This is a genomic window from Pseudomonas sp. 5.2, from assembly GCF_059025405.1.
In genome coordinates, this window is record NZ_JBYBHH010000001.1 from 508,375 (window position 1) to 521,755 (window position 13,381).

12 protein-coding genes and 2 tRNA genes are annotated in these 13,381 nt (G+C 54.0%); 5 read left to right on the forward strand and 9 right to left on the reverse strand.

Going from position 1 to position 13,381, the window contains the following annotated elements:
- Nucleotides 1-77: 77 nt before the first annotated feature.
- The 8 genes from AC5PZ0_RS02195 to AC5PZ0_RS02230 all read right to left on the reverse strand — a co-directional run bounded on the left by AC5PZ0_RS02195 (nt 78) and on the right by AC5PZ0_RS02230 (nt 5,864).
- On the reverse strand, nt 78-1,040 hold the full coding sequence (locus tag AC5PZ0_RS02195; RefSeq protein ID WP_493854199.1) for a glutathione S-transferase family protein: 963 nt from the start codon (nt 1,038-1,040) through the stop codon (nt 78-80).
- A gap of 94 nt (nt 1,041-1,134) precedes the next feature.
- Complete coding sequence (locus tag AC5PZ0_RS02200) at nt 1,135-2,136, reverse strand: glycosyl transferase family protein (RefSeq protein WP_493854200.1); 1,002 nt, start codon at nt 2,134-2,136, stop codon at nt 1,135-1,137.
- Nucleotides 2,133-2,468 (reverse strand): TusE/DsrC/DsvC family sulfur relay protein, encoded by a 336-nt coding sequence (locus AC5PZ0_RS02205; RefSeq protein ID WP_027592724.1) that lies wholly within the window; start codon nt 2,466-2,468, stop codon nt 2,133-2,135. The genes AC5PZ0_RS02200 and AC5PZ0_RS02205 overlap by 4 nt, the downstream gene beginning before the upstream one ends.
- Nucleotides 2,465-2,761, reverse strand: coding sequence for a sulfurtransferase complex subunit TusB (gene tusB, locus AC5PZ0_RS02210; protein ID WP_493854201.1), 297 nt, complete (start codon nt 2,759-2,761; stop codon nt 2,465-2,467). Before tusB ends, AC5PZ0_RS02205 begins: the two co-directional genes overlap by 4 nt.
- Nucleotides 2,761-3,120, reverse strand: a complete 360-nt coding sequence (tusC, locus tag AC5PZ0_RS02215; protein ID WP_027592722.1) for a sulfurtransferase complex subunit TusC — start codon at nt 3,118-3,120, stop codon at nt 2,761-2,763. The genes tusB and tusC overlap by 1 nt, the downstream gene beginning before the upstream one ends.
- 1 nt (nt 3,121) lies before the next feature.
- Nucleotides 3,122-3,514: a sulfurtransferase complex subunit TusD gene (gene tusD / locus AC5PZ0_RS02220; protein WP_493854202.1), complete on the reverse strand. Its 393-nt coding sequence runs from the start codon at nt 3,512-3,514 to the stop codon at nt 3,122-3,124.
- A gap of 117 nt (nt 3,515-3,631) precedes the next feature.
- Nucleotides 3,632-5,011, reverse strand: coding sequence for a nucleobase:cation symporter-2 family protein (locus tag AC5PZ0_RS02225; protein ID WP_033696754.1), 1,380 nt, complete (start codon nt 5,009-5,011; stop codon nt 3,632-3,634).
- A 181-nt stretch (nt 5,012-5,192) separates the two neighbouring features.
- On the reverse strand, nt 5,193-5,864 hold the full coding sequence (locus AC5PZ0_RS02230; RefSeq protein WP_003251184.1) for a Bax inhibitor-1/YccA family protein: 672 nt from the start codon (nt 5,862-5,864) through the stop codon (nt 5,193-5,195).
- A 133-nt stretch (nt 5,865-5,997) separates the two neighbouring features.
- Between AC5PZ0_RS02230 and AC5PZ0_RS02235 the strand changes: the two genes are divergently transcribed.
- The 5 genes from AC5PZ0_RS02235 (at nt 5,998) to AC5PZ0_RS02255 (ending at nt 12,917) form a co-directional block, all read left to right on the forward strand.
- Nucleotides 5,998-6,084, forward strand: a tRNA-Ser gene (locus AC5PZ0_RS02235).
- Nucleotides 6,085-6,119: 35 nt separating this feature from the next.
- Nucleotides 6,120-6,207, forward strand: a tRNA-Ser gene (locus AC5PZ0_RS02240).
- Nucleotides 6,208-7,279: 1,072 nt separating this feature from the next.
- A complete protein-coding gene (locus AC5PZ0_RS02245) occupies nt 7,280-8,695 on the forward strand; it encodes a tyrosine-type recombinase/integrase (RefSeq protein WP_493854203.1) in 1,416 nt (471 codons plus the stop codon).
- Nucleotides 8,696-8,729: 34 nt separating this feature from the next.
- The gene (locus AC5PZ0_RS02250) at nt 8,730-12,101 is read left to right on the forward strand and encodes a hypothetical protein (RefSeq protein ID WP_493854204.1); all 3,372 of its coding nucleotides are present in this window, start codon (nt 8,730-8,732) and stop codon (nt 12,099-12,101) included.
- Between the two features lie 165 nt (nt 12,102-12,266).
- On the forward strand, nt 12,267-12,917 hold the full coding sequence (locus tag AC5PZ0_RS02255; protein WP_493854205.1) for a hypothetical protein: 651 nt from the start codon (nt 12,267-12,269) through the stop codon (nt 12,915-12,917).
- A gap of 3 nt (nt 12,918-12,920) precedes the next feature.
- On the opposite strand, the gene AC5PZ0_RS02260 is transcribed toward AC5PZ0_RS02255, so the two are convergent.
- Nucleotides 12,921-13,202, reverse strand: coding sequence for a hypothetical protein (locus tag AC5PZ0_RS02260; RefSeq protein ID WP_132578191.1), 282 nt, complete (start codon nt 13,200-13,202; stop codon nt 12,921-12,923).
- Between the last annotated feature and the right edge of the window lie 179 nt (nt 13,203-13,381).

Consider the following 13,381-nt stretch of genomic DNA (forward strand, 5'->3'; position numbering starts at 1 on the left):
TGCTCCTACACGTTTGGTGCACGCCTCTGTAGGAGCAGCCTTGTGCTGCGAAGGGCTGCAAAGCAGCCCCCGCTGTGTCACCGTTTAACCCAGATCCCCTGGCCCGCCAACCGCTCCCGATCATGCGCCACACCAAAGTCCTGCAATGGCCCTTTAGGCACGATCCCATTCGGGTTGATGGTCTTGTGGCTCATGTAGTAATGCTTCTGGATATGCTCCATATCCACCGTCAGCGCCACCCCCGGCCACTGGTACACTTCGCGCAGCCAGTTTGACAGGTTGTGGTAGTCGCTCAGGCGTCGCAGGTTGCACTTGAAGTGCCCGTGGTACACCGCATCAAAGCGTACCAACGTAGTGAACAGTCGTACATCCGCCTCGGTGAGGTACTCGCCAGCAAGGTAGCGATTGCGGCTCAGCACGTCTTCCAGGTAATCCAGCTCATTGAACACCTCGTCAAACGCGGCCTCGTAGGCCTCTTGCGTGGTGGCGAAGCCTGCGCGATAGACGCCATTGTTCACCGCCGGGTAGATCCGTTCGTTCAGCGCTTCGATCGCAGGGCGCAAGGGCTCGGGGTAGAGGTCCAGGCGGTTGCCGGTCAGCTCGTCGAAGGCGCTGTTGAAGATGCGGATGATCTCGGCCGATTCGTTGTTGACGATACGCTTCTCTTTTTTGTCCCACAGCACCGGCACGGTAACGCGCCCAGTGTAGTGCGGGTCATCCTGGGTGTAGCGTTGGTGCAGGAATTCGAGTGCGTCGAGGTGGTCGCCGGTGGAGCCCTGCTGCTGGTCGAAGGTCCAGCCATTCTCTTGCATCAGCCAGCTCACCACCGACACATCGATGAGCGGCGACAGGCCCTTGAGGGCACGGAAAATCAGGGTGCGGTGCGCCCATGGGCAAGCCAGCGACACGTACAGGTGATAACGGCCGGCCTCGGGTGCGGGCAACGCGTTGCGGCGCTGGGCGTTTTCGCGTTTGAAGGCCCCGTCTTTGCCGGTTTCATACCACTGGTCGTGCCAGCGGCCGTCGATCAAAAGGCCCATGTTGAGCTCCTGGAACAAAGTTGTTTGTCGTTGGAGCCCAGTCTAGGGAATATCGTTCGAATAAATAGCGCAAAGACTCGGGGTCTTTAATCGATTAAATCGATGCGTTGCGTTCGCTCCAGTAGCGATGCGCTGTGGCGAAGGCGTCGTCACGGTTCTGCCCCAGCCCGCGCAAGGCCAGGGCCATGGTGGCGACCACGGCCATTTCGCCGTAGCTGTCTTCGGCTTCGCCCTGCCACACGGCGAGCAGTTGCTGCGGTTGCAGGCTCGGTGGTTTGACATGGCGGCGTTCGCTCAGGGCTGGCCACTCTTCATCCCATGCCTCACCCGCTGTAGTGCCATAGAGATGGCTGATGACATCGGGATTGACCTCGATCTCGCCGCCATCGCCCTTGATCACCACGGCATGGTCGCCGAGCAGACGGCTAGCTTCACGGTGCACCGCCTGGTAGCCAGGGTGGAAGATGCTCTGCAGGCCGCAGCGCGCACCCAGCGGGTTCAGTACCCGAGCCAAGGAGTGAATTGGCGAGCGCAGGCCCAAGGTGTTGCGCAGGTCAATCATGCGTTGCAACTGGGGTGCCCAGTCCTGCAACGGGAAAAACGCCAGCCGCTGCTGGTCGAGCGCGGTGCTGACGGCCGTCCAGTCGCGGCTCAGCGGAATCTGCAGCTGTTCGAGCAGTTGTTCAGTGAACATGCGCCCGGCGGTGTGGGCGCCGCCGCCATGCATCAGGATGCGCACCCCGTTGTTGGCCAGGCACTTGGCCGCCAGCAGGTACCAGGGCAGGTGGCGCTTCTTGCCCGCGTACGTGGGCCAGTCCAGGTCCACGGCAATGTGCGGCGCTTGCAAGTGCGCGCGCAGGGCCTCGGTGAAACCGGCCAGTTCATCGGCGCTTTCTTCCTTGTGCCGCAGCAGCATGAGGAAGGCGCCGAGCTGGGTGTCCTCGACTTTGCCTTCCAGCAGCAAGGTCATGGCCGCGCGGGCTTCTTCGCGGGTCAGGCCGCGCGCGCCGCGCTTGCCTTTGCCAAGGATGCGCACGAATTCGGCGAACGGGTGTTCGGCGGGTGTTTCCAGAGTGAGTGGGCGTGGTTCGATCATATGCAGTTGGTCGGCTTGGGCAGGCCCGCCAGCTTGGCGGCAAGTTTGGCAGGAGTGCCGTTGAACAGGCGGTTCAGGTGCGGGCTGTTGCCCTTTTCAGGGCCCAGCTTCAGCGCGGTGTACTTGATTAGCGGGCGTGTGGCCGGCGAAAGCTGGAATTCCTGGTAGAACTGGCGCAGCAGCTCGAGGATTTCCCAGTGGTCAGCGGTCAGCGGGATGCCTTCACGCGTGGCGAGGGCATCGGCGACGGCAGGGGACCAGTCGTGCAGGTCGACCAGAAAGCCGTCCTTGTCCAGGGCAATCGTTTGATCGCCAACGTTCAGCGTACTCATAGCCAGCTGTTGACCTTGTCGTAATGCAGCGACAGCTCGACGAATGCAGCGTAGTCCACAGGCGTGGCCAGGTCGTTGGCGACCGCGCGGGCATGCAGGTCTTCGTCGAGGGCGAACAAGCGCTGCTCGAGCGCGGCGGCTTGCAGCAGGCGCTGGGGCTCGCTGTCGGCGTGCAGTGCATAGACCGCATCACCGCACAGCAGCAGTGCATCGTCGGCACCGAGCAGGCGCAGGCAACTGGCCAGGCGGTCGTCGCCGAAGGGCGAGTGGGCAATTACATGCAGGGTTGTCATCACAGCGTTACCACCTGGTCAAAACGGGCGATCAATGCGGTCAGTGCCGCGTCGTCTAGCACCTGCACCGGTAGCGCCAGGGTGTCGGCGGCAAGGCCGCGCTGGCGCAGGCTATGGCTGCAGGCGAAGAGCGCTTCGACGCCGAACATCGGCAAGGCCTGCAGGTTGGCCGCCAGGTTCTTCTGTTGCAGGGCTGCGGGCTGCTGGCCTGGGGCGAGCTGGAACACGCCATCGTCCAGAAACAGCATGCCCAGCGGCAGGTCGAACGCGCCACCGGCCAGTGCAATGTCCAGGGCCTCACGGGCCGATGGGCCGTTCCAGGGTGCCTGGCGGCTGATGATCAACAAGGACTTGGCCATTTCAATCGCCTCCGAAGCAGATCAGCCGATCGGCACTCTGCGCCGCCTCGTGCAGTTGGCCGAGCCCGGACAGCTCCCAGGGCTTGGGCAGGTTCGCGGCTGGCCGTTGATAGCGGTTGGCTTCGGCCTCGTCGAGCACGCCACGGCGCAACGCAGCGGCAATGCACACCACCGCGTCCAACTGGTGGAGGTCGATGAAGGTGCGCCATTGAGCGGCGACATCCAACTCGTCCTGGGGCGTTACCACGTTGGCCGAGGCACTGTGCACCCCGTCCTGATAGAAGAACAACCGGGCAACCTCATGCCCGCCGGCCAGCACCGCCTCGGCAAAGCGCAGGGCGCGGCGCGAGGAGGGCGCATGGGCCGGGGAAAAAACCGCGATAGCGAATTTCATGGACAACTCATGCAAAGGAATGCCGCCATGATAAAGCAAAAAAGCCCAACCCCGCTCATACAAGGACCTCGTGGCCTTGTGCAGAGGGGGTGGGCTTTTCAGCGAGGTGCTGAAGGGTCAGGCGCGCTCTTTGCTCTCTGGCAGGAACCAGTTCAGCACCAGGGCGCAAATACCGCCGGTGGCGACGCCCGACTCCAGCACATTGCGGATTGCCGCCGGCATGTGGGCCAGGAACTCAGGTACCTGGGCCACGCCCAGGCCCAAGGCCAGCGACACGGCAATGATCAGCAGGGCGCGACGGTCCAGCTGCGTGCTGGCCAGGATGTTGATACCCGAGGCCGCTACCGCGCCGAACATCACCATGGCCGCGCCACCCAGTACTGGCTCTGGTACCGCCTGGATTACTCCGGCAACCGACGGGAACAGGCCCAACAGCACCAGCATCACGGCGATCCAGATGCCGATATGGCGGCTGGCGATGCCGGTCAGCTGAATAACGCCGTTGTTCTGGGCGAAGATTGAGCTGGGGAAGGTGTTGAACAAGCCGGCCAGCAGCGAGTTGGCGCCGTTGACCAGCACGCCGCCTTTGATCCGCTGCATCCACACCGGGCCTTCGACCGGTTGGCGCGAGACCTTGCTGGTGGCGGTAACGTCACCAATGGCTTCCAGCGATGTCACCAGGTAGATCACCAGCATCGGAATGAACAGCGCCCACGAGAAGCTAAGGCCAAAGTGCAGCGGCGTGGGCACCTGGAACAGCGCAGCCTCGTGCATGCCGGTGAAGTCCAGGCGGCCGAGGTAGCCCGCCAGCGCATAGCCCACCGCCAAGGCGATGACGATAGCGCAGCTGCGCATCCATACCACCGGGATGCGGTTGAGAATGACGATGATCGCCAGCACCACGCCCGACAGCAGCAGGTTTTCGCCATTGGCGAAGGTGCCGTTGGCCATCGCGCCAAAGCCGCCGCCCATGCTGATCAGGCCGACCTTGATCAGGGTCAGGCCAATCATCAGCACGACGATGCCGGTCACCAGTGGCGTGATCAGGCGTTTGACGAACGGCAGGATGCGCGACACGCCCATCTCCACGAAGGAACCTGCGATCACCACGCCAAAAATGGCCGCCATCACGCCTTCTACCGGCGTGCCTTGCTTGACCATCAATGCACCGCCAGCAATCAACGGCCCGACGAAGTTGAAGCTGGTGCCCTGAACAATCAGCAACCCCGCACCAAACGGCCCGAAGCGCTTGCATTGGACGAAGGTGGCGATGCCGGAGATCACCAGCGACATGGATACGATCAGGTTGGTGTCCCGCGCCGAAACACCCAGTGCCTGACAAATCAGCAGGCCAGGTGTCACGATCGGCACGATGATGGCCAGCAGGTGCTGCAGCGCCGCCAGCAGGCCGATCAGCAGCCGTGGCTTGTCCTCAAGACCCAGCACCAGTTCATTGGCAGGCGCCGATGCGCCTGGGCTGTGTTCGTGTGAGCTCATTGCAGAAAGCCGCCCCGGAAGAAAAAAGGAGCGCATTCTACGGGCTGAAGCGCAATTGGGGTAGGGGCAAGCACGATGGCGGCATGATCGGTGTCTGTTCGCTCAATAAGCTGACTTTTAAGTCAGTCTTTGGCGCACAAAAAAGCCCGCCGAAGCGGGCTTTTTGTCATGAGGCGCGGTATCAGTCGTCGCGGCCCATGATGCCGAACAGCTGCAGCAGGCTGACGAACAGGTTGTAGATCGATACATACAGGCTGATGGTCGCCATGATGTAGTTACGCTCGCCGCCATGGATGATTGCGCTGGTCTGGAACAGAATGCAGACCGACGAGAACAGCACGAAGCCAGCGCTGATCGCCAGTTGCAGGCCGCTGATCTGGAAGAAGAAGCTGGCAACCACCGCACCCAGCAGCACGAAGAAGCCTGCCGTGATGAAGCCGCTGAGGAAGCTCATGTCCTTGCGGGTGATCAGCACATAGGCCGACAGGCCACCGAACACCAGTGCGGTCATGGCGAATGCCGAGCTGACCACTTCAGCGCCACCGGCCATGCCCAGGTAACGGTTGAGAATAGGGCCGAGGATGAAGCCCATGAAACCGGTGAGGGCGAAGGTGGACACCAGGCCCCAGGCCGAATCACGCAGTTTGTTGGTGAGGAAGAACAACCCGTAGAAGCCGATCAGCACCACGAACACGTTCGGGTAGCCGACGCGCATCTGCTGGGCCACGAAGGCCATGACACCGCTGAAGGCGAGGGTGAGTGCCAGCAGGCTGTACGTGTTGCGCAGGACTTTGCTGATCTCCTGCTGCTCGACCTGCTGGCCGTGGTGTACGGCGTAATCCTGTTCGCGCATGGCGAGGCTCCTTGGTAAACCTGTGGTTTCAGACGTTCAGATGCTAGGAGTCTATCAGACGTCCTGCAACCCGCGACACAGAGAGTTTGACAGCGTGTTTCATTACGGTATTATGGCGGCCGCAAAACGAGCTGGAAGCGTGGCCGAGTGGTTTAAGGCAACGGTCTTGAAAACCGTCGATGGGCAACTATCCTAGAGTTCTTATCTAAGGTTCCTTCCAGTTGCAGCTTGTTGTATCGCGTCATCGGAACAAACGGGGAATTGGCAGAGTGGTTGAATGCACCGGTCTTGAAAACCGGCGAACGTTAATCGCGTTTCCAGGGTTCGAATCCCTGGTTCCCCGCCGCGAATTCAGTAAAATCAAGGGTTTAGATGAAAATCTAGACCCTTTTTTTGTGCTTTTTGCTTTTGAAAAACGCCCATTATTCTATCAAATCCGTGCCTGATCACCCTCCGCTTAAAGGTGCAATCGTCCAGTTGCACGTTGTTGCGTTCTATTGCATCTTGCGCATGTCCTTTGACCTCTCGAATGCCATGGAGCCAGGGTATTGGTCGGTTATGTTGAATGACTAAAACGCTCAGCGCTGGTCGACGTCCCCAACAAAAAAGCAAGCGTGATTCGGCCCTATGCATTGCCTTGGTGGGGGAGGGGCTTGAGTTAAGGTCTACCCCTCAACCTTGAGATTGCACCAGCCTGAGGCGGTCGGAGCTGTCGCAGTCCGGCAGGATGCTTTCAGCTTTACCTCGCTGTGGGTGATGTCGCTCCTAGGAGGAGAGGCCAAAGGGTTGATCCAGTTTTGGCTGAAAGATCCCAGGCGAAATCCTGGAGAAGTCCAGCATTACCCCGAATCCGCTGCAAGTGGCTCACACTCGCCCAGTTGGCCTGCAGTGGTCTATTGAAAGGCTTGTGTCCGTTCGCAAAACCCTCCCAGCCGTCTAATCCTCCCCAAAGGCCACCTTACCTGCGTGACTGGTACTCGTACTGGTGGCTGGCGTGGTTAATTCATCAGTCCCGATCAAATGAATTGCGTCAGGCTTCCTTTGTTGGCAAGCGATGCTAGGGGGATGCGTTGTCCCAATAACCAGTCAATCTCCATCACCCCACAGCTAAAGCCTAATAATTATCATTATATTTTTATGCATCAGAATCCTGTTGCCTGCACGGCTATCTGCTCTCAGTCCCGTAGACAACGTTTTTATGCGGTTTCTGGAAAATGCGTATCCCTCCAGTATCCGTCCTTTCTCATGATTAAAAAGCGGTAAAGAACGCGTATTAAAAACGATATACTTTTGGCATACCCTAAGTTGCAATTAAATAATTGCATCTTGTTGATTTGTGAAAATTCCTGTGGAAGGATGCGCCGAAATTCGGAGCGATACGGTGCCGAATTATCTCCATAGGTAATAATCAGTTTATGAAACACGTTGAGCTATATGAGACGGTGCGCAATGGAACTCCTACGTTTAGGATTCTCTCGCCGGACTCAATGTTGTGTGAATTTTTTGATAGCTGGGCATATCAGCTGGCAAAAGCGAAAAAATGGTTGACCGTTAAGGCGTACTGCTATGCGGTTGCGGAAAAACTTAATTACATCCATCAAGTTGGTTTAAATAATGGTGGCCTGACGCCGTTGTTGCTTAATGAGGCACTGGATTGCTACGAAAGCTACTTGGTGTTTGGGAGTGATAGCGATTCTGAAATTGCACGGGATGCAGCAAGGGTTCTCGGGTCTCGTAATTTGAGCGGGTCTTCGGTTGCTGTGAGTTTGGCCGGCTGTAATAACTTCATTGCATCAAGCGAGGCGATGCGAGATGGATTGTTGCAAATGCAGGAGAGTGGATACATTACAGGTGTGGCACTTTCTATGGTGCCGCTTACTGTAGCGAAGTATGCCGATGCGCCTAGAAATATTAGCGCCGCTATTAAGGCGAATAGCTGGTTTGCAGGCTGTTTGGCCGGAGGTGCTAAAAAGATTAAAAGACAAAGGCTTGCGGCAACATCAAAGCCACAATTGATGGCGCGCACTGACGAATTCGGAGGTGACCAGACGGCGTTCCCTATCGACAAATGCGTCGAGTTGATCGAAAGCGCAGAGTGCTTGCGGGACAAGGTGCTTTGGTCTTTTCTTGCTGCAGCAGGATGTCGGGTTTCCGAAGCGCTGACTATAATCATGGACGATATTGTGGTGAACCCAGAAAGCCCACAGAACAATCGGGTTTACATTGTCGATCCCGACACTCGGCGAGAAATTCTGATCAAGTACATCCCTGAAGCAAAGCTGAACAAACTTGAGCACAAAGGGCGAGACAAGCCGGATACTTTTCTGATTGAGCCGTTTGCATCAATTTTTTGGGCAAATCTTGGCCTTTATCATGAAGAAGAGATTGCAAAGGAAAAGGCAAGGCATAGACCTGTCATACACCCTTTTTTGTTCCGTAATATGCGCGACGGCGGGGCAATGCCGTCATCCTATCAGGCGGTATGGGAGCGTTTTAATAAAGCAGCATTCAATTTGACTGGTACTAGCTACGGATTTCACTCGCTTCGTCATATGTACGCTTACTACTTGGTAAATCACTGCCCAAATCCGAGAGATCCAAATCGGTTTGGGCTTGACTTGAAAATGGTACAGCTTTTGATGGGCCATAAGTCGATCAAATCCACAGAGCGCTACGCCCGGAAGGATGCAAAGATGCTTGAGTCGACTTTTGCTGCTATGAACATGATTCGTATGTCGTCTTCAAATTTCAGTGTTGTAAAAGTACAGCTTCAGCACCTTGAGAGTGAGGTTGAGCAAATCAAAAAGCATCTTGAAGGGGGCGCCAAGTGATGATCAACCTTAGTAAGGATAAGGCAGTCTGGTTGTGCCCGAAGACGAAGTGATCGCAGCGTTCAAGAAGGCGGTCTCTTTTGTTCGAAGTATTTATCGGAAGGTTTCAAAAGGCAGGGGTACCTCGACAGAGAAAATTGAGTATTTATTCAATGGTTATGGCCTTGATTTTAGTCGTTGGGGACTAGCTCACATTGAGCGTTTGCTTGAGTCGACATATCGTGGATCAAGTACGCGGATTGGGGATATTGATCGATCATATCATGGCTTGCCGGAGAGTTATGATATGACGCTATCCCAATTCGTCCGGATGGTATTTATCACTCTTTGGGCACGTAAAGTGTTCATTGCTCCCTTGTCCATACAGACAATTAACCATCAAGTCGAAATTTTCGATGAGCTATGCCGCAATCTCGATCTTGAGTGCCTTACTATCATTCGCGGTGTTCATCCCGACTCTGAGATTGAGAGTATTTACAAGCGTGGTGAGTTTAACGACGGAAGCAGTCGAGTAAGCTTTTGGTTGAGGCTTTTGCTGAGTACCGATTTCTACACCGTTGATGACATTACTGAGGAAGGTTGTAAGGTACTCTTTGATGGCGCTAATGGTTCGGGTACGTTGCCGCTTCGAAGATATTATGTAAATGATTTTTTGTTGACCATCACCCATCCCCGCCCATCTAGTAAGAAGATGGTAGAAGATATCATTAGCGGGTATCAGGCCGTTAAGCGAGAGTGCAAGCCTGAAAGGGTGTACAAAGGACGTAGAATCGCGACGAAGACAAAGCATGCCAAAAGCTCTGCGCAACAGGCTCATGAGGCGGCGCTCAAAATGGCTCGATCTCTCGCCAATGGTGAGCTTGAGTTTAATTTTGAACTTACGTTCAAGACGCATTTCCCTACACACCGCATCAAAGGGCTCTTCAGCTTGGGTGAGGAGAATGATCGGCTTCCTTTCATTGAGGAGTCGCATCCTCAAGTGAAAAGTTTTGCCATTTATATGGATCAGGTGTTTGGCTCATTTATGAAGTCCAAGCGCCTGCAGAGATCGAGCGGTTATGAGTTTCTGCGTAATTTGTATATGAGCTATCTCACAGCTTATTTGCCAAATTTTTACATGCGGCGTGATGGCTCGCTTGAGAATTACCCTAGGACTATCAATCAGTTTAATTGCAGTCTCTATTTTACCCATGAGTCGGTTTTTCTGGATGGTGTGATCAAATTTGATAAGGCACCTCCGAGGACTTTCTTGGGTTACATGGAGGAATTCGCAAGCGCCCATGGCTGGGTTAACGAAACGCATTATGCTCGCGTTTTGGTGATTGATCATTTCTGCCAGTATATTGAAAGCAACAGGCTTGTGCTGCCAGATGCGGACAAATTTAAATGCAATTTTACGAATGCTTGCTATCCAGCTGTTGAGAAAAAGTCAGGCACGGTAAAAAGACCGATTCCAAGGCCCTACTTTGCAACATTCCTGAGTATGCTCTACAGTCTGGAGTATCTCACTGATCATATCAACAATATGCCCTACTATGATGGTCAGAATGAAAAAAATATTAACTATGGAGTTTTGAATGGGCAGCTTTGCCAGCCGAGCCTGACAGATCTGTTGAACAGCCACGCCTGGGCCGGGCTTTTTTCGAAGGAAGTGCGGGGGATTGGGGAGGTGAACCAATCACTGCTTAACTACACGCCAATTTTCTACCATGAGGGGAAAATTCATCGGTTTGAGGTGCTTCCTAGATTTTATAAAATTGTAGATTTTGAGTTTATGGGAAATGTGGTTCAACGCATTTCGCCAAACTCGGTTCGCCTGACCATCCTGATGTGTGAAACAGGACTGCGCCAACAGCACCTGATCTGGCTTAATAAAGAAAAGTACGACTGCGTCTTGGATAGATATTGGAAGAGTCCGTTGGCGCCTCTTTTTGTTAGTTCAGATAAATCGCATGGAGAGTGGACGGCGATTGTTTCGCGCCACGTGATTGATGTTTTGGATCGACAAAGGGCCTGGTATGACTCCTGCAGCTCTGAATCTTACAAGGAAAATCTTTGGTATGGATTTACCAAGGGCTCAAAATTTGGGCAGTTCAAGCCGCTCTTCAGAGAAGCGGGAGTTGGTGCTAGCCAGTGGGCGAATTATCGGCATTATCCTGTTTACCTACTGATGCTCCAACATTTCATTAGGGAGGTCATGCAAGACGATACTGGTGAGGACATTGTGTTTCTGAAGGGGGAAGATGGTAAGCGTGAGCCGGTTGAGGGCTATGATCATGCCTATCTGAGCACACTTTCTGCCGATGGCTTCACCAGTCCTCACACCCCGCACGGATTGAGGGCTGGGTTCGTATCCGAAGCTATGCGTTTTCTACCGCCTTCGTTGATCGGAAAGTTCATGACAGGCCAGACTGAAGAGCTGGTTTGGTACTACACCTTGTTTGACGGCGAGAACATGCCAGATCATCAAAAGCTGCTGGCTGATTACATGATGAAGAACATGGATAAGCTGAGCGGCGGCGAGGCTCCGGAGCTAGCGGAAGCTGCATTGCGGCTGAATGCAAGGCTGGGAGCAAGCATTCATAAAGATCCTGTGAAAGCTATTGATATGCATGGCCTGATTAGCTTGACGGGGGTCAGGGAAGGGCAGAGCGGCTTAGAGGTATTGCGTGCTAGGCGGTACACCAAGCTGGCCTATAACCTGTGTCATATCTGCCCGTTTGATAATCGTTGCCCTGAAGAAGTGGTGAAACAACTTGGAGCTGGTCGACCTTGCGTGCTTTGCCCATATGCCATCCGTGGGGTAGACCACCTGCCAGCTATCTGCGCGGAAAAAGATAAATCTAAGGAAATTATGAAGGAAATCCTGGATAAATTACGCGAGTACCGGGCGCTGAAAACTTCTGCACGCAATCCTCAGGTTATGGAAAACCTGAACATGGAATATGATCATCATGCTAGAGAGGCGTATGCTCTCGAGGCGATTGAACAGCAGCTTTACCTCATGGCCAAACGTGGTGAATACAAAAGCTATTTTATTCCTGAGAAGGAGGGGGTCGTTGCGCACCTTGAGAGGGTTAATGTTTCGGAGGCTGAACACATTCTGAAGCGTTTAGTTGATGTCCAGAACTTCCCAGATGCGACAAGTGAAAGCTTGAACAAGAAGTTTGCCTATATGCGTATGGCCATGCTGGTTCAGCAGGGTAAATTTGATGAGCTTCTCCGCGTTGATCCAAGGCCTCCGTGCCATCAGTTAACCTCTCAAATCTCCAGTATGATGACTGCCGGGGTGCTCGATGTGCGGGATGTGATTAAAATTGGCCATACGGTTGCTAACCCGCCAGTGGAAGCTAAGCCTGTTCGTTTGATCGCTTCAACCCTGGGTGTTGGTGAAGTTGAAGACTGATGGCTGTGGCTTTGAACGCAAGACTGGACTGACCTGATAATACGCTCGCCCCGCCACTACATATTTCTGTAGCGGGGCTCGCTATATCAGCATTATTTTGGTTGCCCGCAACAAATGTTGATGGGGCTGTAATTGTCACAGAACTATCGCATGGGGTTCGATTTTATGCAGCGTAAAGACACTTTTCAGGAACACAGGGATTCGCATAGGGCAGCACGTATTGCCCATATTAATAGTGCTCTAAAGGTACTATCTAGAGCTAATTACAAGAACATTACCAGCCTTGCTAGGGGTGTGGCTGAGATTGTTACAGAGTATGAGCTTAGCCATAATCTTAGCTTGCCAGAGCATGATAGAGAGAATGATTTAAAGCCAGTAAGTCACGTTACGCTGCTTAGGAACTCTGACTATCGAAAAATACTGGAGAAGACTCTTGAGTCGGAGGAGGTTTCAGCTCTACCAACATCGATTAGCTCTTCTGATTATGAGGCGTTGAAGATACGGAATGCAGGGCTTGAAGGGCAGATCGCTCAACTAAAACATACTATAATAAATCTAGACTCTGGTGGATTAATGGTGTCTGGTGATTCGGAGCAGTTTAAGGAAGAGATTGTCAAACTTAACGGCGACATAAGATTTTTGATGGCATTTATCGATGGTATGCAGAGCGAAGCTATGGATGTATTTGTAATTATTAAGCCGGGTGAGGAAAATTTTGAGTATAGTGAGGCTGGGTATCATGGGGTTATGAATATGGTCGCAACTTACGATGATCTTATACGTCTTGAAGTGCTGCGGCGGAAATTCGATGTATAAAAATTAGGGTTTAATGAACTTTCCAACGATGGCGCCAAACACCGCCACTGCAACCGTCATCTTGCCAGCGTCCGCAATGCCGCTGGTGCACTCCGGGCACAGCTCATCGTCGTAGTATTCACCACCCTTAGCGTAATTGTTGCATCCAGGGCTGCGGCAGACGTAGACGTCTTCGCCACAAGCCGGGCAGGAACACTTGTCACGTCTGACCAGGTTCTCCTCCGTGACGGTAGGAGTGACCACCTCAGCGCAGAAAGGACAGATACCCTTCGACTTTGTGCTCATGATGCTTCCCTACAGAGGACGCACAGCGATTCGGGTGGAACGGCACTTAGGGCAGTAGTTAGGTGTGCCAAAGCCTGCACGGCTCTTCCATTTGTTGCCACAGACGGGTTTTTTGGGGTCAAGGCATTCAGCCCAGTAGACCTGATCTTTTTTTGCGACAGCCATGCGCGCTCTCCATT